The 18492-nt window shown below is 68.6% G+C and carries 18 protein-coding genes; 2 read left to right on the forward strand and 16 right to left on the reverse strand.

Going from position 1 to position 18492, the window contains the following annotated elements; genetic code table 11:
* Window positions 1–4: 4 nt before the first annotated feature.
* The 7 genes from panB to FJX73_04415 are packed head-to-tail and all read right to left on the reverse strand — an operon-like array spanning window position 5 to window position 7362.
* Window positions 5–901 carry a 3-methyl-2-oxobutanoate hydroxymethyltransferase gene (panB, locus tag FJX73_04385; GenBank protein ID MBM3470015.1) on the reverse strand — a complete coding sequence of 299 codons (897 nt, stop codon included), beginning with the start codon at window positions 899–901 and terminating at the stop codon, window positions 5–7.
* A complete protein-coding gene (locus FJX73_04390) occupies window positions 882–2234 on the reverse strand; it encodes a M20 family metallopeptidase (GenBank protein MBM3470016.1) in 1353 nt (450 codons plus the stop codon). Before FJX73_04390 ends, panB begins: the two co-directional genes overlap by 20 nt.
* Entirely contained in the window at window positions 2168–3004 is an 837-nt protein-coding gene (locus tag FJX73_04395; GenBank protein MBM3470017.1) for an ABC transporter permease, read from the reverse strand. Before FJX73_04395 ends, FJX73_04390 begins: the two co-directional genes overlap by 67 nt.
* Window positions 3004–3945, reverse strand: coding sequence for an ABC transporter permease (locus tag FJX73_04400; GenBank protein MBM3470018.1), 942 nt, complete (start codon window positions 3943–3945; stop codon window positions 3004–3006). The genes FJX73_04395 and FJX73_04400 overlap by 1 nt, the downstream gene beginning before the upstream one ends.
* The gene (locus FJX73_04405; protein MBM3470019.1) at window positions 3946–5490 is read right to left on the reverse strand and encodes a hypothetical protein; all 1545 of its coding nucleotides are present in this window, start codon (window positions 5488–5490) and stop codon (window positions 3946–3948) included. It abuts the gene before it with no gap.
* Window positions 5487–6293, reverse strand: coding sequence for a sugar phosphate isomerase/epimerase (locus FJX73_04410; protein ID MBM3470020.1), 807 nt, complete (start codon window positions 6291–6293; stop codon window positions 5487–5489). Before FJX73_04410 ends, FJX73_04405 begins: the two co-directional genes overlap by 4 nt.
* A gap of 52 nt (window positions 6294–6345) precedes the next feature.
* A complete protein-coding gene (locus FJX73_04415; protein ID MBM3470021.1) occupies window positions 6346–7362 on the reverse strand; it encodes a P1 family peptidase in 1017 nt (338 codons plus the stop codon).
* Window positions 7363–7607: 245 nt separating this feature from the next.
* Here FJX73_04415 and FJX73_04420 point away from each other — a divergent pair, with 245 nt between their 5' ends.
* Complete coding sequence (locus FJX73_04420; GenBank protein ID MBM3470022.1) at window positions 7608–7859, forward strand: hypothetical protein; 252 nt, start codon at window positions 7608–7610, stop codon at window positions 7857–7859.
* Window positions 7856–8077 (forward strand): winged helix-turn-helix transcriptional regulator, encoded by a 222-nt coding sequence (locus tag FJX73_04425; GenBank protein MBM3470023.1) that lies wholly within the window; start codon window positions 7856–7858, stop codon window positions 8075–8077. The genes FJX73_04420 and FJX73_04425 overlap by 4 nt, the downstream gene beginning before the upstream one ends.
* Window positions 8078–8080: 3 nt before the next feature.
* Here FJX73_04425 and FJX73_04430 read toward each other — a convergent pair whose 3' ends face one another.
* From FJX73_04430 to sppA, 9 genes are read right to left on the reverse strand one after another with little or no spacing between them, the layout of a single operon-like run.
* Window positions 8081–8653: a hypothetical protein gene (locus FJX73_04430; GenBank protein MBM3470024.1), complete on the reverse strand. Its 573-nt coding sequence runs from the start codon at window positions 8651–8653 to the stop codon at window positions 8081–8083.
* Window positions 8650–10071: an iron-sulfur cluster-binding protein gene (locus FJX73_04435; GenBank protein MBM3470025.1), complete on the reverse strand. Its 1422-nt coding sequence runs from the start codon at window positions 10069–10071 to the stop codon at window positions 8650–8652. The genes FJX73_04430 and FJX73_04435 overlap by 4 nt, the downstream gene beginning before the upstream one ends.
* Window positions 10071–10793 carry a (Fe-S)-binding protein gene (locus tag FJX73_04440; GenBank protein MBM3470026.1) on the reverse strand — a complete coding sequence of 241 codons (723 nt, stop codon included), beginning with the start codon at window positions 10791–10793 and terminating at the stop codon, window positions 10071–10073. Before FJX73_04440 ends, FJX73_04435 begins: the two co-directional genes overlap by 1 nt.
* A gap of 17 nt (window positions 10794–10810) precedes the next feature.
* A complete protein-coding gene (locus tag FJX73_04445) occupies window positions 10811–11965 on the reverse strand; it encodes an alanine--glyoxylate aminotransferase family protein (protein ID MBM3470027.1) in 1155 nt (384 codons plus the stop codon).
* A gap of 53 nt (window positions 11966–12018) precedes the next feature.
* On the reverse strand, window positions 12019–13062 hold the full coding sequence (gene galT / locus FJX73_04450) for a galactose-1-phosphate uridylyltransferase (GenBank protein ID MBM3470028.1): 1044 nt from the start codon (window positions 13060–13062) through the stop codon (window positions 12019–12021).
* 32 nt (window positions 13063–13094) lie between these two features.
* Window positions 13095–14540, reverse strand: a complete 1446-nt coding sequence (gene glgA / locus FJX73_04455) for a glycogen synthase GlgA (GenBank protein ID MBM3470029.1) — start codon at window positions 14538–14540, stop codon at window positions 13095–13097.
* Between the two features lie 13 nt (window positions 14541–14553).
* Complete coding sequence (locus tag FJX73_04460; GenBank protein ID MBM3470030.1) at window positions 14554–15927, reverse strand: glycerate kinase; 1374 nt, start codon at window positions 15925–15927, stop codon at window positions 14554–14556.
* Window positions 15924–16865: an MBL fold metallo-hydrolase gene (locus FJX73_04465; protein MBM3470031.1), complete on the reverse strand. Its 942-nt coding sequence runs from the start codon at window positions 16863–16865 to the stop codon at window positions 15924–15926. Before FJX73_04465 ends, FJX73_04460 begins: the two co-directional genes overlap by 4 nt.
* A complete protein-coding gene (gene sppA / locus FJX73_04470) occupies window positions 16730–18457 on the reverse strand; it encodes a signal peptide peptidase SppA (GenBank protein ID MBM3470032.1) in 1728 nt (575 codons plus the stop codon). Before sppA ends, FJX73_04465 begins: the two co-directional genes overlap by 136 nt.
* Between the last annotated feature and the right edge of the window lie 35 nt (window positions 18458–18492).

The raw sequence follows: 18492 nt of genomic DNA on the forward strand, positions 1-18492 counted from the left end.
CGTGTCACCTCAAGAGGCCGGCGCGCACAAGCCCTTCCCTCAACTCCCTGGCCTGTTCGGCATCCATGGGGTAGCAGTGCTCGGGAGCTGGAAAAGCCCTTTCCCGGACCTCCACGGCAAACTGAGCCAGTGATTCGCGGCAGGCCGCGCCAAGATTAGCGTACCGTTTGACGAACTTCGGAACAAACCGCTCGAACAGCCCCAGCATGTCGTGAAGGACGAGCACCTGTCCGTCACAATCCGGACCGGCACCGATGCCTATGGTGGGAACGCCTACGGCCTCCGTGACCATCTTCCCCACAGGTGCGGGAACCGCCTCCACCACCATGGCGAAGACACCGGCCTCCTGCAGGGCGAGCGCGTCCTCCACCACGGCCTGCGCAGAATCCATGGTCTTCCCCTGCACCCTAAACCCTCCAAGCTGAGAAGCGCTCTGCGGCGTCAACCCGATGTGGCCCATCACCGGGATTCCGGCCCGCACGATGGCCTGAACAGCCGGCGCTGTGCGCCTGCCGCCCTCCAGCTTCACGGCGTCCATCCCCGCCTCTTTCAGGAAGCGGCCGGCGTTCTCGACAGCCCGTTCGGCGGACACTTCGTATGAGAGGAACGGCATGTCTCCCACAAGGAACGTGTTCTGGGCACCTATCGACACTGCCCGCGCCATGATCAGCATCTCTTCCATGGTCACCGGGACGGTGTTTTTGTAGCCCAAGGTCGTCATCGCGCCCGAATCGCCCACAAGGATCATGTCAATGTCCACCGAGTCAACGAGCGACGCGAAGGCGTAGTCGTATGCCGTTACCATTGTGATCCTGCGGCCTGAGCGCTTCCGCTCCAGGAAGTCAGGAATCGTGCCCTTCTTCTTCCGCGGCGTCTCCACGTCAGCACCTCCTCGTTCCATTTGGAGCCGCTTCCTCCCCCAGGAAGTACACGATCGCGGCGGCGTACAGCCGGGCCGCCTCCACCAGCTCGCCGACCTCCACGTATTCGTCAACCTGATGCGGGATCTGCCGGTTCCCGGGGCCGATGGTCACAACGGGGATACGGGCCCACGCGTGCAGAAACGTCCCGTCGGTTGAGCCGGGAACGCCTCCGTACCGGGGCTCCCGGCCCAGCGACTCCCGAAAGGCCCGCTCGATGGCCCGCACAATGGCATCCCGCGGAGTGGTCTCCGTCCAGGGGCGGTCTTCGACCAGCTCCACGGTTACCCTCACGCAGGGGTCGTCGGCCTGCGCGGCATTCGCGAGGTCACTGATGGCGCGGTGCAGGTTGGCGTGATCCTGGCCTGGGATCGTCCGCACATCCACCGTCACGCGCGCCTCGCCGGCAATCACGTTGAACTGCGGCTCTCCGTGCGCGGGCGCGCGAAACGTGGTAGGCGTGATGTGGGGCAGGCCCAGGTAGGGATCGCGTTCATGACCCTCCTGCTGACGGCGGTCCTCCTCCGAGAGCAGGGTGACGAACCTCGCGGCCGCCGGAATGGGGTTGGCGCCGGCATAGGGCATCGCGCCGTGGGCCATCTTGCCCGTGAAGGAAACCAGCACGCGCATGGCGCCCTTCTGACGCAGACAGATCTCGTTCTCCTCCGGCTCACAGACGATCGCGCCGTCGAACCCTTGCGCGTGCCCGTCGCGGATGAAGGACTTGATCCCCAGCATCATGCCTTCCTCGTCGGCCACCGCTGCAATCCGAATGCGGCCGGGCAGGTCGGGCGCCGCTCTGCGCACCGCGTCGAGGGCGCACACCGCGGCGGAGAGCCCTCCCTTCATGTCCGCGGCCCCGCGGCCATAGATGCGGCCGCCCGAGATCTCGGCATCGAAGGGCGGATGCGACCATGCGCTGCGGTCGCCCTCGGTTACAACATCGGTGTGCCCTTCTAGGATGAGGCCCCTGCCCCACCGGAGGGAGGTCCAGTCGGCAATAACGTTGGGGCGGCCCGGGGCCGCCTCTTGCACCGAGACCCGAAACCCGAGGCGGGAGAGATGCCCTGCCAGGTATGCCGCCACCGCCGTCTCGTTGCCCGCCGGATCATCGGGACGGTACACGCTGGGGATCCTGACGAGTTCGCGCGTGAGCCGCACCACCTCGTCAGCGTTCACCGCCGCGGCCGCCTTCCCGGCCAGGACGTTGGCTGCGCCGGAGCCGAAGCGCGGCGGCGCGCTCTCCACTACCGCTGTCCCTGCCGCAGGCGCGGGTCGAGCAGGTCGCGCAGGCCGTCGCCCATCAGGTTCCATCCAAGGACCGTGGAGGCGATCGCAGCGCCCGGCCAGACTGCCATCCACGGCCTGACGAAGAGCACGTCGCGGGCCTCCAGCAGCATTCCGCCCCAGCTCGGGGTCGGCGGCTGCGTCCCTAGGCCCAGGTAGGAGAGAGCCGCCTCGGCCAGCACCGCGCCCGAGAAGGCGACCGTGGCCTGGATCAGCAGCGGCCCGGCGATGTTGGGCAGGATGTGGGATGTCACTATGAAGACGTCCTTCGCACCCAGCGCCCTGGCTGCCAGCACGAACTCCTGGCCGCGCACCGCCAGCGTCTGCGCGCGGGACAGGCGCGCGAACACGGGTATCAGAACAACGCCGATCGCAATCATGGTCTGGATGTGCCCGGGCCCCAGCGCGGCCACCACCATGATCGCCAGCAACAAGGATGGAAAGGCCATCAGGCCATCTATGACCCGCATGAGAATGGCATCCACCCGGCCGGCCCGGTACCCCGAGAGAAGACCGATGCTCGTCCCGGCTCCGGCGCCGATGGAAACCGCCACGACGCCAACCGTTACCGCTACCCGGCCTCCGTAGAGGATCCTGCTGAGCACATCGCGGCCCAGCCGGTCCGTGCCCAGCAGATGGCCGGGCCCTGCAGGGAGAAGCCGGCGGGGAGGATCTATGGCCGTCGGATCGTGCGGCGCCAGGGCCGGCGCCAGCAGCGCGGTAGCCGCGACAAGCAGGACCAGCGCGCCGCCGATCAGCAGGGGCAGGTTGTAACGCCGGCGGCGGGCGGCGGCCATCAGTCGTAGGTAATGCGCGGATCCACCACGGCGTACAGCAGATCCACCAGCAGGTTGAGCAGCGCGAACATGATGGCGATGGTGATGACCACGCCCTGCACTATGAGCAGGTCGCGGGAGAATATCCCGTGCAGGAGCAGGCGGCCCAGCCCGGGCAGGCCAAAGACCTGCTCTATCACGATGGCGCCGCCCATCAGGTACCCAAGTTGCAGCCCGGCCACGGTCAGCACTGGGATGAGCGCGTTGCGCAGCACATGGCGGCGCACGACGTACGCCTCGACCAGGCCCTTGCTTCGGGCGGTGCGCACGTAATCCCTGTGCAACTCGTCCAGGGTGGCGGCTCGGCTCAGGCGCACCAGCGCGGCGGCCCGCTCGGTGCCCAGCGCCAGCGCCGGCAGGAACAGGTGCCGCCCCCACTCAATCGGGTTCTTGCTGAGCGCAACGTAGCCCTGCAGCGGGAAGATGGGAAGCGCCGCTGCCAGCCCCAGTATCAGCAGTATGCCCATCCAGAACGCCGGCACCGCCAGGCCGGCCTGCGAGCCGGCCAGCACAGCCAGGTCCACCACTGACCAGGCCCTCCGGGCGGCCATCACGCCCAGCGGGAGAGCCACCACGATCGCGATGAGCATGGCGGCGCCGGCGACCGAGGTCGTGACAGGCAGCCGGGCCAGGATGAGACGCGCGACCGGCTCCCTGTAGCTGACCGACATCCCGAGGTCGCCGCGCGCCAGGTGGCCGAGCCATTCCAGGTACCGCAACGCCAGGGGCCGGTCGAGGCCGAGTTCGCGACGCAGTTGCGCCAGGTCCTCCTGGCGCGCGTCCACGCCCAGCATGATCTCCGCGATGTCTCCGGGCACGACCTGGAGCGCGAAGAAGGTGACGGTGGCGACCACGAGAACCGTGGGCGCCACCGCGAGCAGCCGTCGAACGACGAACGGCATCTACTTCGTGGTCTTGCGGAAGTCGTATGTGTCGACGGCGTAGACCTGCCGGAAGTCTCGGACGCCCGCGCGGGTCGCAACGTACCGCGCCGGGCTTCCGAGGATCACCATCATCGCCTCCTCTGTCATTATCTTCAGGGCCTCGGCGTAGATCCGCCTGCGGAGATCCGGGGTTGAGGTGATGCGGCCGGCATGGATCAGGTCAACGACCTTCTGGTTGTCGTAACGAATGTAGTTCCTCGCGGGGTCGCCCCAGCCCACCAGGCGGCCCTCCGGATCGAGCTTACCGGTATGTCCTATGACGGTGAGATCGTACTCGCCGCCGCCGAAGACGCGGGAGAGCCAGAAGGCCCACTCCACGACGCGTGGGCGCGCCGTGATGCCGGCCCTCGCCAGCATGGCCTGGACCAGCTGCCCGGCCTCGACGTGCATCGGGTACGGCTGCGGCAGCACGAGGTCGAGGGTCAGACCGGCGCCGTGCCCGGCCTCCGACAGCAGCCGGCGCGCACGCTCGGGGTCAAACGGGTACGGGTCCCCCAGGTCGACCCAGAAGGGACTCGTGACATCCATGAACACCGCGGAGGTCCGCGAGTCAGTCCCGTAGGCCGTCCTGAGCACCTGCCTACGGTCTATTGCGTGCCACAGCGCGCGCCGCACGCGCACGTCGCGCAGCGGCCCCCGGCTGTTGTTGACCGCGACCACGTTGACCAGGCTGGTGAGCTGCGTGATGACCCTGACGTCCGGGTTGGCGCGGACGCGGGGCAGGTCGTCCGGATTGATGTTGTCCACGGCGTCGAACTCGCCCGACAGCACCCCGGCGACCTTCACTGCCTGCTCTGGAACGAATCGAATGAACACCTCGCGCAGCCTGGGCTGGCCGCTAATCCAGTAGCCGTCGAAGCGCGCCAGCCGGATGAACGAGTCGCGCTGCCATTCACCCAGGGTGAACGGGCCGGTGCCGACGGGCTTGGTGCCGAACTCGTGCTTGCGGGCGATCAGGTCGGCGGGAAGAATCGCTCCCCATCCTTCGGCGAGGGCGGCGAGAATCGGCGAGAACCGCTCCGCCAGCACGATCCTGACAGTCAGCGGGTCCACGACCTCGACGGCGCGGATCGGCCCGATCTGGAGACGCCGGGGCGATCGCGTGGCCGGGTCGAGGATCCGCTCCAACGTCGCCTTGACGTCTGCGGCGTCGAGAACCTTGCCGTGGTGGAAGCGCACGCCCGGCCGCAGCTTGAACGTCCAGGTGATGCCGTCGGGGGAAACGGTCCACGACTCGGCGAGGGCCGGGACCAGCTTGCCCTCGTCGTCGGGCTCGACCAGCGTGTCATACAGGCTCTTCATCACCATGAAGCTCAGGGTTGCCGCCGTGCCGTGGGGATCCAGCGTGTCGGGCCCCCCTGACAGCGCAAACGTGAGGCGATCTCTGGGTGCCTGGGCGCTCGCCGGAACGCCTGCGGCCGCCAGGGCGGCGGCCAGCGCCAGCACGGTCAGCTTCCACGCCCACCGGGTGGTCCTCAGATCGTGCGCGGTTCGGCTCTTCATGGCTGTCCCCTCCTCGACAGGAGATCCTTCGAGATACGCTCGAGTGACTTCCGGGATGACTCAAGAGACGCGGTCTCGACGATGATGTTCTGGGCTGATTCGGGCAGGTCGCGGGCAAGGTCCACGACCCGGGTAATGTCCCCGTCGCCCCACGCCAGGTGATCGTCGTGCCATCCGTGGTTGTCGCTTACGTGGATGTGCACTACGTCGTTGTCCTGCAGCATCGCCTTCAGACAGTTGCCGCCGGCCAGATAGGCGTGGCCGATATCCAGGCACAGCCGCAGCGACGGGTGGTTCACCTGATCGAAGATGCCCCGCAGCTCGTCGTACTGCACACCGTAGGAGAAAGGCATCGGCGGCACGCCGTCGGCAATGGATACGGCCGGCATGTTCTCCAGGTACACCTCGACGCCTGCGGCCTCGGCCGCCTCGGCGACCCGGCGCAGCGACTCGACGGCGTACGGAAGCCCGCGGTCGCGAGGGAAGACCTCCTTGTATGGCGGAATGCCGGGATGCACAACGACCCCGCGGGCGCCCAGCCGCGCCGCCTCGCCCACTGTTGCCAGCACCTGCCGAACCGACTCCTCACGGATGCCGGGGTTCGTGCTGGCCATGTTGATCCCCAGGATCGGCATGTGCAACCCGAGCAGCGGCCCGCTGTTCCACGGCACCGGCGCCGGCCAGGCATGCGGGCACTCGCACATGACCTCCACGCCGACGCCCATGCCGTCGAGCTCTGCCTCGACGTCCTGCAGCAGCTGCCTTACGGCGGCGAAGCTCGATACGCCTATCCTCACGGCCACCTGCTCACCTCCGGCGAGCTGAATGACGCACTGACAGCCGCGAACACGCCGGTCACCCGCATCCGGCAAGATCTGTGTGTCCCGGGATTCCGCCGAGCCCCCTTGCCGCGCGGACGGCCCGGCGCACAGACTCGGCGACCGTCTCGGCCGCCGCCTCACCGATCTGGATCAACTCCTGAGATTGCCCCACGCCGATCTCATGCCGACCCGTCGCCAGGACGAACACCGTATCGCCGTCGTAGAGCGTGTGTGAGGGGACGATCGCGCGTGAGAGCCCCGCGTGTCCCTGGACCGCCAGGCGCCAGGCCTGAGCCTTGGACAGAGCCGCGGTGGTAACAATGACGGCCAACGTGGTGTTCCCGCCGAACGGCATGCCAGGCGCGCCCCGGAGCAGCACTTGCGATGTGCCCGCGCACCGGCCGTCGGGCCCGCGGGCTCCTGCCAGAATCTCGCCAGTGCCTTCGTCCACCACGTCGCCGTAGGCGTTTACCACCACCAGCGCGCCTACGGATGGGCCGCCGGGCAGGCGAACGCACCAGGACCCGACGCCGCCTTTCATCGCACGATCCATGCCCAGCGCCTTGCCCACGGTCGCGCCCGCACCGGCGCCAACGCTGCCTTCATCCACCGGCTCTGCCGTGGCCCGCACGCAGGCTTCGTATCCCATGGCGGCGTCGGGGCGCGCGCGCGGATCGCCGATGGCGAGATCGAAGATCACGGCGGACGGCACAATCGGAACCCGCGCCACCACGGCATCGAACCCGATCCCGCGCTCTTCGAGATACCTCACCACGCCGTCGGCGGCGGCCAGGCCAAAAGCGCTCCCGCCTGCCAGAAGCACTGCGTGGGCGTGTTGGACGAAGGCTCCGGGGTGCAGCAGATCGGTCTCGCGCGTGCCCGGCGCGGCTCCGCGCACCTCACCGCTGGCGACGGCTCCGGCCCCGCAGAGCACGGCGGTGCAGCCGGTAATGCCCACCGGGTCGGTGACATGGCCTACGCGGATGTCGGGGATATCGGTGAGTGACGGCACGGCGTGCTGGCTCCCGCCTGCGGCCTCCGCGGTGTGCATGAAGAAGCCCGGGGTCTCGATGCTGGCTTCCTGGCCTGGATTCAGTATACGGTCGAACATCTGGCCATGGCAACCCGGCGAATCGCGCCGCCTGAAACGATGCTGAGCTCCTCTCCCAGGATCCGACCTTCCGGCCGATCGGGTCGGGGATTTGGCCCGGGACGAGAACCTCGCCCGGCTGGCCGCGCTCAACCGGGAGTTGATTGCGCGGGTGGAAGCCATGGAGTCCTCACGGCGGGTGGTGCTTGACATCGAAAGCACCGATTCTAGACGGAAACGGCCGGGTAGGAAGATTGCTGATTACCCTGTTCCTGGTCGAGCGGAAGGTGCTGACGAAGCCGCTCCTGGACCTGAGCGCCTTCTTCGAAGCGACGCGGCAAGAGTACTACGGCCGCCTGCTGGGCGTCAGCGAACGCGGGGAATGGAAGGCCTGGCTCGAGTACTTCCTGACAGGCGTGACCCTGCACGCCTCCCGTCAAGAACGCCGGCCGCGGTGATTGATCTGCTTGCCGAAAACCCGTATTGCACGATCAAGCGGGTGGCGAGACGTCTGAACGTGGCCTACACCACGGCGCAGCGGGCTGTCGAGCAGCTCGAGTCGCTCTCAATCCTCTCGCAGGTGGGAGCGACGAAGCGCGATCGTGTGTTCTGCGCCAGGGCGCTGATGGGCATTCTGGATGAGCCGGCCATGCTGCGCCCTGGGGAGGAGCGCTGACTCTTAGCGCCCCTGGCTGGCCATCACCACCAGCACCGCCACCTCCATCGGCCCGTGCGCGCCCAGCACCGGAACCAACCCGATGTCAGCGCTGCGGCTGGGTCCGGTGATGAGAACCAGCGCCGACGGCAGCGGGTCGCTCCGCTCCAGGAGCGTGGCCAGTTCCGGCACGATGCGGTCGGACCTCAGCACCGCCAGGTGTAGCGGAGCCAGCAGGGACGCCGCCTGCGGCTTGCCCGGACCGGTGGAGATGACCAGCGACCCGGTCTCAGCCACGCCCCACTCTGCCCTGGTGATCCCGATCTCGGCCCCAGCGAGCGTCTCAAAGGATCCCCGAGGGTCGAGGACCTCCACTCCCTCGGCGAGCAGCCGATCCCTGATCGGATCCATCTCAGGAGTGTCCCACAGCGCGGCGCGTTGCACGCGCCGCTCCCTACACAACGCCACCGCCCGCTCGACCGCCTCATCGTAGGTGCCGACGGTGATTACCGACATGCCTACCTGCTCGGCCCTCTCGATGAAGAGCGCCATCGGATCGGCAGTGGGGTTATCGCCCGGGGGAACCGGCCGGTTCATCGGGGTCCCCCCTGCCGCGACTTCCACCACGCGCGGAAGGGCGTCGAGGCAAGGGCCGGCGCGGCGCGGTGCGCGGTCCACCCTGACAGCGGGTACGGCAGACGCTCGATCTTGCCTCCACGCGCTACAAGACGCTGCGCCAGGCGTCCCAGGTCTCCTGCCAGCATGAATCGCGCAGGGCTGCGCATGAAGAAGGTCCACGCGCCCACGAGCATCCTGTCCCGCCAGGGCGCAAGCCCGGTTCGCACGGCCCGCGCCCGAAGCTCGACCAGCATCCCGGGCAGGTCAATCTTCACCGGGCAGACGTCGGCGCACGCCCGGCACAGTGTGGACGCGAACGGCAGGTCGCGGGCCCGCTCCATCCCCTCGTAGGCAGGTGTCAGCACGGCGCCTATCGGACCGGCATAGACCGACCCGTAGGCGTGACCGCCAGCGTGCCGGTAGACAGGGCACTCGTTCTGGCACGCGCCGCACCGGATGCACCGCAGCGCCGTGCGCAGGCCTGGGTCGGCCAGCAGGCGCCTCCGGCCGTTGTCCAGGATGACCAGATGCAGTTCCTCGGGACCGTCGGTCTCACCGGCCCGACGCGGCCCGGTGAGCAGCGACACGTAGACGCTTGCACGCTGGCCTGTGCCGCTGCGGGCGAGTATCCGGAGGAAGACGCTGAGGTCCGCCATTCGTGGCAGAACCTTCTCGATCCCCATCACGGCCACGTGGATGCGCGGCCGGGCGGTCGTGAGTCGGGCGTTGCCCTCGTTCTCGACGATCACCAGCGTGCCGCTCTCCGCTATGGCGAAGTTGACGCCGGTGATCCCCATCTCGGCCGCCAGGAACTCGGCGCGCAGCACCTCCCGCGCCACGCGGGCCAGCTCCTCAGGCCGCTCGTAGCGCGGGACGCCCAGCTTCCTGACAAAAAGGTCGGCGATCTCCTCTGTGGGCTTGTGGATCACGGGTGCAATCAGGTGGCTGGGCCTCTCGCCGGCCAGTTGCACCACGTACTCGCCCAGATCGGTCTCGACCACGCGGGCACCCGCCGCCTCCAGCGCCGCATTGAGGGAGATCTCCTCGGTGGTCATGGACTTGCTCTTCACGATCCGGCGCACTCCGCGCGAGCGGGCCAGGTCCGTGATGATCGCGCGCGCCTCCGCGGCGCCGGAGGCCCAGTGAACTGTGCCGCCGAGCGCGGAAACCTGCGACTCCAGTTGCCGCAGGTACGACTCCAAGTTCGCCAGCACGTGGTCCTTTATCCCGGCCGCGGTGCTGCGCAGGGATTCCCATTCGGGCAGTTCGGCCACGACGTCGGCCCGCGCCTTGCGGGACGCCGGCATGGCCTTGCCCATCTGGCGTTGCAGCGACGCGTCCCGCAGCGCCCGCTCGACGTTGCGGATCAGGTCGATCCGGGGCGGACGGTTCGTCATCACGATCCCGCCAGGATCTCTGCCAGGTGCAGCGCGCGCACGCGGCTGCCCCGGCGGGAGAGTCCACCGGAGATGTGCATCAGGCAGCTTACGTCCGTGGCCGTGACCACCTCGGCGCCGCTGGCCTCGATGTTGTCGAGCTTGACGGAGAGCATCGCGCCGGAGAGCGCCGCGAACTTGATCGAGAAGAACCCTCCGAACCCGCAGCACTGGCCGGCGTCAGGAAGTTCCACCAGGCGCAGATCACGCACCGCCCGGAGCAGGCCGAGCGGCTCTTCCCGCAGTCCCAGCCCACGCAGGCCGTGGCAGGACGGGTGGTAAGTGACGGTGGCGGGAAAACGGGCGCCCAGGTCGTCAACGCCCAGCACGCGAACCAAATACTCGCTCAGTTCATATGTGCGGGAGGCGACGGACCGCGCCAGAACACCCAGCGCCGGCTCATCGCGAAACAGGTGCGGGTACCACTCGCGCACCATGTCCGCGCAGGAACCCGACGGCGCCACGATGGCCGGCGCATCGGCGAACACGTCCAGGAACCGCCGCCCCAGTACGCGCGCCTCTTCCTGGAACCCGTTGTTGAACGCCGCCTGGCCACAGCAGGTCTGTTCCGCCGGAAACGCCACGGCGCAGCCGGCGCGTTCCAGCACGCGCACCGTGGCCTCGCCCACGCGCGGGTAGAGTTGGTCAACCAGACAGGTGACGAAGAGCGCTACCGGCTTCACTGTCTCCGGTCGCTATCTCACAGGAATGCCGCTGCCTCAGCAGAAGCGGCTCCCTTCGGCAGCCGGACTCCCTCGGCTGATAGGACCGCCTCCAGCGCGCCGAGAAGCAGCAGGACCCAGCGCGGCTGGCTCGAGTGTCCCATCAGGCCGATCCTCCAGATCTTGCCCCGCAGCGGTCCCAGCCCGCCGGCTATCTCGATCCCGTACTCCCGCAGCAGGCGCGTGCGCACCCTAGCATCGTCCACGCCTTCGGGTATGGTAACGGTCGTGATCGTGGGCGACCGGTCGGGCTCGGAGGCCAGCAGCCCCAGGCCCATGGCCTGAAGCCCGGCCCAAAGGGCGCGGGTGTTGCGCCAGTGGCGCGCCACCCGGGCCTCCATTCCCTCCTCCACGACGAGCCGCAGCGCCGCGCGCATCGCGTAGATCTGCTGAACAGGCACGGTGTGGTGATATGCGTGCGCGGGTCCCCAGTACTTCCACAGGCCCTCGAGATCCAGGTAGAAGGCGGCGGGCGCGCTCCGGCCGCGTGTGCGTGCGTGCACCGTCAGCGGCGCCATTCCAGGAGGCGCGCTCAGGCACTTCTGGGATCCGCTGTAGCAAGCGTCAATGCCCCATCCGTCCACCGGCAGTTCGGCTCCGGCCAGCGAGGCGACCGCGTCCACCAGGAACGTCGCACCGTGCTCGTGCGCCACGCGGGCCAGATCGGTCAGGGGCTGCAGCACCCCGGTTGAGGTCTCGACGTGCACCACGGCCACGCAGGCTATCCCTCGGCCCCCGGGAGGCGACGCCACCGCGCGCTCGAGATCGGCCGCGCTCACCGGACGGCCCCAGGGCGCTTCGACCCTGACCACCTCGGCGCCGATCCGGGTCGCGATCTCGACGATGCGATCGGCGAAGAACCCGGCGGTGCAGACGGCCAGCCCCTCGCCCGGCTTCACCATGTGCAGCAGCGCCGCTTCCATCCCGGCGGTGCCTGTGCCCGAGATCGGCAGCGCCAGCTCGTTCTCGGTCTGGAACACGCGGCGCAACAGCCCGACGGTCTCGTCGAGAATGACGAGCATGTCGGGATCCAGGTGTCCAAGCAGTGGCTGCGCAAGCGCCTCGGTCACCTCCGGGGGTAGCAGGCTCGGCCCGGGACCAAGGAGGATACGCTCGCCGGGAGTTGTGCTCATCGCTGCCTCCTTCAGGAATGTGCGGCGGTGCGTCGCCGTGGTCTATCCCGACACTATTCATTCTCCCCGCCCGGCGCCAACACCTCGGCGCCCGGCTTCATGGCGCACTCGCGCAGGAACCGCGCGCCCTGCTCGGGCACCACCGGGTTGATGTAGAACCCCGACCCCCACTCGAACCCGGCGACCTGGGTCAGCCGCGGCATGATCTCAAGGTGCCAGTGGTAGAAGTGCCCGGCTTGGTCGGTGTAGGGCGCGGTGTGCACGATGAAGTTGTACGGTGGGTTGTTCAGGCACGAGTGAAGGGCGCGCAGCGTCTTTCGGAGTGCATCAGCGAACGGCAGTACGTCGCCCTCGCTCAGCCCCCCGAACGAGGCCCGGTGCTCCTTGGGCATCAGCCACGTCTCGAAGGGGAAGCGGGCCGCGTAGGGCTGCAGCGCCACGAACCGTTCGTTCTCGAAGATCACCCGTTCGCGGGACGCCAGTTCCTGCTCGATCAGGCGACAGAAGACGCAAACAGCGTTACGACCGAAGTACCGCTCCGCCACCTCCAGCTCCTCGGCCGCGCGCTTGGGGATGACCGGCAGGGCGATGAGCTGCGAGTGCGGGTGGGACAGCGATGCGCCCGCGGTGCGGCCGTGGTTGCGGAAGAGCAGCGCGTACTCGAACCGTTCATCGCCGTCCAGGTCGCGGTACCGGTGCAGGTAGGCCCTGACCACGTTGGCCACCTCACGGACCGGCATCAGGCCGAGGTGGGTGTGGTGGTCGGTCGTCTCGATGATGACCTCGTGCGCGCCAACCCCGTCCATTCGCGTGAACATGCCGGCGCTGCTGCGCGCGGTGTCGCCCTCTATGCGCAGGGCCGGGAACTTGTTGGAGACGACCCGCACCTGCCATCCGGGCGTGTTGCGTGCCGTGCCGGGGTCTCTTATTGCAAAGACCTCGGGCGGCGTCCGGTCCTCACGCCCTGAACAGAACGGACAGCGCTCCAGGTCGTTTACCTCCACCGGCGGCGTCGAGAAATCGGTAGGCCGCGCCGCCCGCTCGGTGGCGATGATCACCCAGCGGCCGGAGATCGGGTCGGTGCGCAGTTCAGGCAAGACCGTTCACCTCGCTTGGAAGATGTGCTGGCTCAGAACGGGCGCTCCGCGGCCCGCCGGACGGTGGCCTCGTACAGATCGAGATACCGTCCGGCAACGCTGTCCCACGAGAAGTCCGCCCGCATCCCAACCTGCTGCAGCGGCCACCAAACGCCCGGGTCGCGATAGGCGGCGACGGCACGTTCGATTGCCTCCACCAGCGCCTCCGGGGTGTAGTCGTCAAAGACGAACCCGTTGGCGCGCCCCAGGTGCAGGTTCTCGGGCATGGCGTCCACAATGCTGTCCGCCAGCCCGCCGGTGCGACGCACCACAGGGGGCGTGCCGTACCGAAGACTGTAGAGCTGGTTGAGGCCGGAGGGCTCGAAGCGTGAGGGCATCAGGAAGATGTCGGCGCCTGCCTCGATCCTATGCGCGAGCCCCTCATCGAACCCTATGATGGCTCGCAACTGCTGGGGGAACCTGGCGGACGCGGCCCGGAACGCTTCCTCGAAGGCGGGCTCGCCGGTGCCGAGGATGACCACCTGCGCGCCGGTCGCGAGGATCGCATCCAGCGCGGCGGCCACTAGGTCGAACCCCTTCTGGGGAGCCAGCCGGGCAACGGTTCCGATCAGGGGCGCGTAGGGCTGGACCGGCAGCCCCATCTCCTGTTGAAGCGCCGCCTTGCATCGGGCCTTCCCGGTGAGGTCGCCGGCGTGATACCGGGCCGGGATGTGCGGATCCACGCCCGGATCCCACTGCGCGTAGTCCACGCCGTTCAGTATCCCGAACAGGTCGGCCGAACGCGCACGGAGCAGCCCGTCCAGCCCCATTCCAAACTCCTCGGTCTGGATCTCCCGGGCGTAGGTCTCGCTCACCGTGCTCAGGGCGTGCGAGTACACCAGGCCCGCCTTCATGATGTTGACATTCCCGTAGAACTCCAGGCCGTCCGGCGAGAAGGTCTCCGGCGGCAGGCAGACCAGCGGAAACTGCTCGCGTGGAAAGATCCCCTGGTGGGCCAAGTTGTGCACTGTAAACAGGGTCGGAAGAGGGTTGCGGTGTGCCCGTAGGTAGGCAGGGATAAGCGCCGCGTGCCAGTCGTGGCAATGCACCAGGTCCGGCTTCCAGGTGTTGTGCATCAGCCCCAGCGCGGACTGGCAGAAGAAGGCAAACCGCACCAGGTTGTCCTCGTAGTCCCGCCCCACTTCGCCGTAGAGGCCGGCGCGGTCATAGAGGGAGGGCTGTTCCAGGAAGTAGTGCGGCACGCCGTCGGAGGGAGTGCCCGTCCAGACAGCGCCCTCGATCGCGGTCCCGCCGATGACGCTGTATACCTGCTGCACCGGCTCGAGCCCGTTGCGGTCTACGCCGCGGTAGCGCGGCATCACCACCCGCACGTCCAGGCCCTTGCGGCGCAGCGCCGCGGGCAGGGCCCCGGCCACGTCCGCGAGCCCTCCGGTCTTCGCGTACGGCACCGCCTCTGACACGCAGAACAGAACCTTCATGGATGGCCTGCCCTCACTTTGTCCCCTGCGCAGGCCCGATCAGCCCCAACCACAGGTCGTTGACATTCGTGTTCGTCGGTCCACTGATGATCAGATCGCCCAACGCGTCAAAGAACGCATAGGCGTCGTTGTTGGCCAGAGCCGCGACCGGGTCGAGCCCCATGGCGCGGGCCCGCGCCAGCGTTGTACCATCGGCCACCGCGCCCGCGGCATCGGTGGGCCCGTCGGTCCCGTCGGTCCCGAACGCGGCCACCAGCGTCTGCGGGATGCCGGCGATGATCTCGACGGATGCCAGCGCCAGTTCCTGGTTGCGACCTCCACGGCCCGTGCCTCGCACCGTCACCGTGGTCTCGCCGCCCATGATCAGGCATACCGGCCCTGGCCGCGACTTCCCTGCGGCCCGCTCGTCGCGCACCTGCGCGCCGAACCGCGCCCCCACCTCGCGCGCTTCACCTTCGGTGTCGGTCGCGCGCAAATCAACATGATAGCCCAACGCCCTGGCCTGCTCAACCGCCGCGGCCGCGGCCAGGGTGATGTCGCCGACCACCACGGTCCTCGCCCCTGCAAAGGCCGGGTCACCCGGCTTGGGAGTCTCCGGGATATCACCTGCCGCGCCGCGCTCCAGATGCCGTCGGACTGCGGCAGGCAGCTGGCCACGCAGCCCGTGTCGGTCCAACACCGCCAGCGCGTCGCCAAAGGTTGTCGGATCAGGCACGGTCGGGCCCGAGGCGATGGCGTCGAGGGGGTTGCCGAGGACATCGGAAAGAACGAGCGTAACAACCTTTGCGGGCGCGGCACGGCGGGCCAGCCATCCGCCCTTCAGACCGGAGAGGTGCTTGCGGACGGCGTTCACCTCGGTGATCGTGGCGCCGGAGCGCAGCAGCAGGTCGGTCGTGGCGACCTTCTCTTCCAGCGATATGCCCTGGGCAGGCATCGGCAGCAGGGCCGAACCCCCGCCGGAGATCAGCACGAAGACCAGGTCGCCCCGATCGGCGGCTTCCGCGATACCAGCAATCCGGCCGGCTCCCCTAAGCCCGGCCACATCGGGTAAGGGGTGGCCGGCCTCGGTGAGCGCGATCCTCCGGAGCGGTTCAAGGTATCCGTGTTTTGTCGTGACGGCTCCACCGGCGATGCGGTCGCCCAGCACGGCTTCCAGCGCCGAGGCCATCCGCGCCGAGGCCTTGCCCGCGCCCACCACGAAGATGCGGCCGTCTGGATCAAGATCGAAGGGCTCGCCACAGACTATCAGGCGCTCAGCATCCCTTCGCACCGCGCGGAACACGGCTGCCGCGGGATCGGCGGCGGACACCGCCGCTCCCAATATCGCCACGGCGTGGCGGCGCAGCCCTGCGGTCTCGCCGTGAAACAGTCGGCCGTCAACCTTCATGGATTGCCCGGCGCAGGCGGAGCGGTCCACCACGGCCCGGCGCTGTTGGGACGGACTGCCTCAACCCGCACGCCGCGCGCCCCTGCGGCGTCCAGCGCGGCCCTGACGGTATCGCGCGCCAGCGGCGCGAGGTTGTTGGCCTCGCTCAGGTGGACCAGGCAGATGGTCTGCGGCCTGCCGTTGAGCGCGGCTACTGCCGCGCGAGCCGCGCCGTCATTGGACAGGTGCCCTTTCGCGCTGACGATGCGGTTCTTGAGGAACCACGGGTAAGACGAGACCGCCATGAGCCCCAGGTCGTAGTTGGCCTCCAGGACGAACAGGTCGGCGCCGCGGGCGCGCGTGAGCAACTCATCGGTGACCTCACCCAGATCAGTGGCGATGGCCGCGCGCACACCATCCACGCAGAGCACGAACCCCACGGGCTCCGCGGCGTCATGGGGAAGCGGGAACGGCGTCACCTCAACGGACCCCAGTGCAAACGTCCTCCCCGGCTTGAACAACTCCACGCGGACGCCGGCAAGCAACGAGCCCGCTGCCCTGAGGGTCGGCTCGTTGGCCAGCACCACGGCGCCTGTTGCGCGGCCTACTGCCGCCGCTCCACTGGCGTGATCGTCGTGCTCGTGGGTCAGAAGGATCGCGTCCAGGCACGGCGCCTGGCCATCTTGCCCGATCTCCCGGAGAACCGCTTCGGCGGTCAGCCCCGCGTCAATCAAGAAGCGTGTCGGCCCTGCCTCGACCAGGATCGCGTTGCCGGAGCTGCCGCTGCGCAGCACGCGCACGCGGAGCGGGCTCTGCCGCAGCGTCACGAGCGCAGTAGCTCCTGGTCCTGAGGCATCAGGAGCAGCGCTCCTTCCTCGGCGAGCCCGGCCGCGATCCTGAAGGCCTCGACCGCCTCCGCCACCGCTGCGAATCCGGTTGACGCCGCAGGGCCATTGGATGCCGCGGGAACGGCCGCCGCGTGCGGGGGCCGGATCGTGACCGTTATCGAACCTACTGCGTCGGGGATCCCGGCCAACTCCCGTGCCCGGCGCACCGCCAAAGGGAAGTCCCCAATCTCATCCACGAGCCCATGCTCCACCGCCTGGCGGCCGGTCCATACGCGGCCGCGGGCGATGGCTTCGATCTCGGCCTCGGTCTTTGCGCGGCCTCGGGCCGCCTTACCCACGAAGCGCCGGTACACCGCCTGGATCTCGTGGCGTATCCGGTCGAGCTGCGTCGGGGTAAACGGCTCGAAGCCCGAGGGCATCGTGGCCGCCTCGCCCCGCGCCACGACCTCCCGGTTGAGTCCTAACCGGCCAAACAGACCCCGAACCGTCAGCTTGCCGTTGATCACGCCAATCGAGCCGGTGACGGTCGCGGGCTGGGCGACGATCCTGCTGGCGCCGCAGGAGACATAGTAGCCGCCCGAGCCGGCCACGTTGCCCATGAACGCGACCACGGGCTTGCTGGCCTTGATGCGCTCAACCTCGCGCCAGATCAGATCGCTGGCCAGCGCGGATCCGCCGCGCGAGTCCACGTGGAAGACGACGGCGCGCACGCGTGGGTCGCGCTCCGCTGCCCTGAAGGCGCGGGCCACGGTCTCGGAGCCCGCGAATCTTCCTCCCAGGAACGGGAGGGGAAGCGGCAGATCGCGGCTCTCTCCGGTTGTTATCGTGCCGATCAACTCAACGACGCCGATCACCGCGGTGCGGGACCGCCACCGGTACGGCGCGCGCAGGCGCCTGCGGGCCTGCGCCCACGGGCGCAGGGCCGCGGGGCGTGCCGGGGATCCCAGGCGGGCGGGCAGTTCGTCCTCGTAGCAGATTCCATCAACCAGCCCGGCGGTCCACGCATCGTGTGCGCAGAGCGGGGCGCGGTCCACGGCCGCGCGCACGGCGCCCGGATCGAGGCGGCGCGCCGCGGCCACATCCTCCGCGAACTCGGCCATCACCGAGTCGAGCACCGACTCGACGACCTCTCGGTGATGCTCCGAGAGACCGAACCGCATGAACGGGTCAACCGCGGTCTTGTACTCCGCGATCCGCTCGAACTCCGGGAGGATCCCTGCCCGATCAAATGCCTCGCGGAAGAAGGTGATCTCCGTGCGCAGCCCTAGCACGGTCCAGTGGCCTGCCTCGGGCATCCAGATCTCGTCGGCGGCCGCGGCCAGGTAGTATTCGGGCAGATCGGCGCCTTGAAGATAGGCGACAACCCGCTTGCCCCTGCCCCGGAACTCCCGCAGGAGCGACCGGATGCTCTGCACCGTCGCCATCCCTGCACGCAGGTCGCGCACGCGCAGCACGATGCCCCGCACGCGCTCATCCCCGGCGATGCGCTCCAGCCGGTCTCGCAGCGCCTCCATGCTCTCCTCCGGGCGCTGCAGAGGGCGCATCAGAACCCGCTGCGCCAGGGGACGAGGCGTCGGGTTGCGTTCGGGGTATGAGCCCGTCAGCTCAACGACCACGTAGTCCAGCGGCGGTCCAGGCAGGCGGGCCAGGGCATTGCAGAGAAGGAGCAGGCCGTTGCGCACCAGATCCAGAATCCAGGTCATAGGACTATTCTAACCACCGGCGACGGACACGCCTA

Source organism: Armatimonadota bacterium, from assembly GCA_016869025.1.
GTDB lineage: Bacteria > Sysuimicrobiota > Sysuimicrobiia > Sysuimicrobiales > Humicultoraceae > VGFA01.

Bases quoted from the DNA above. Each gene is read 5' to 3' on its own strand.
- FJX73_04400 (MBM3470018.1), bottom strand. From the start codon at position 3,945: ATGCCGTTCGTCGTTCGACGGCTGCTCGCGGTGGCGCCCACGGTTCTC.
- FJX73_04405 (MBM3470019.1), bottom strand. From the start codon at position 5,490: ATGAAGAGCCGAACCGCGCACGATCTGAGGACCACCCGGTGGGCGTGG.
- FJX73_04415 (MBM3470021.1), bottom strand. From the start codon at position 7,362: ATGCACACCGCGGAGGCCGCAGGCGGGAGCCAGCACGCCGTGCCGTCA.
- glgA (MBM3470029.1), bottom strand. From the start codon at position 14,540: ATGAAGGTTCTGTTCTGCGTGTCAGAGGCGGTGCCGTACGCGAAGACC.
- FJX73_04390 (MBM3470016.1), bottom strand. From the start codon at position 2,234: ATGGAACCTGATGGGCGACGGCCTGCGCGACCTGCTCGACCCGCGCCT.
- FJX73_04445 (MBM3470027.1), bottom strand. From the start codon at position 11,965: ATGAGCACAACTCCCGGCGAGCGTATCCTCCTTGGTCCCGGGCCGAGC.
- FJX73_04435 (MBM3470025.1), bottom strand. From the start codon at position 10,071: ATGACGAACCGTCCGCCCCGGATCGACCTGATCCGCAACGTCGAGCGG.
- FJX73_04460 (MBM3470030.1), bottom strand. From the start codon at position 15,927: ATGAAGGTTGACGGCCGACTGTTTCACGGCGAGACCGCAGGGCTGCGC.
- panB (MBM3470015.1), bottom strand. From the start codon at position 901: ATGGAACGAGGAGGTGCTGACGTGGAGACGCCGCGGAAGAAGAAGGGC.
- FJX73_04430 (MBM3470024.1), bottom strand. From the start codon at position 8,653: ATGAACCGGCCGGTTCCCCCGGGCGATAACCCCACTGCCGATCCGATG.
- sppA (MBM3470032.1), bottom strand. From the start codon at position 18,457: ATGACCTGGATTCTGGATCTGGTGCGCAACGGCCTGCTCCTTCTCTGC.
- FJX73_04395 (MBM3470017.1), bottom strand. From the start codon at position 3,004: ATGGCCGCCGCCCGCCGCCGGCGTTACAACCTGCCCCTGCTGATCGGC.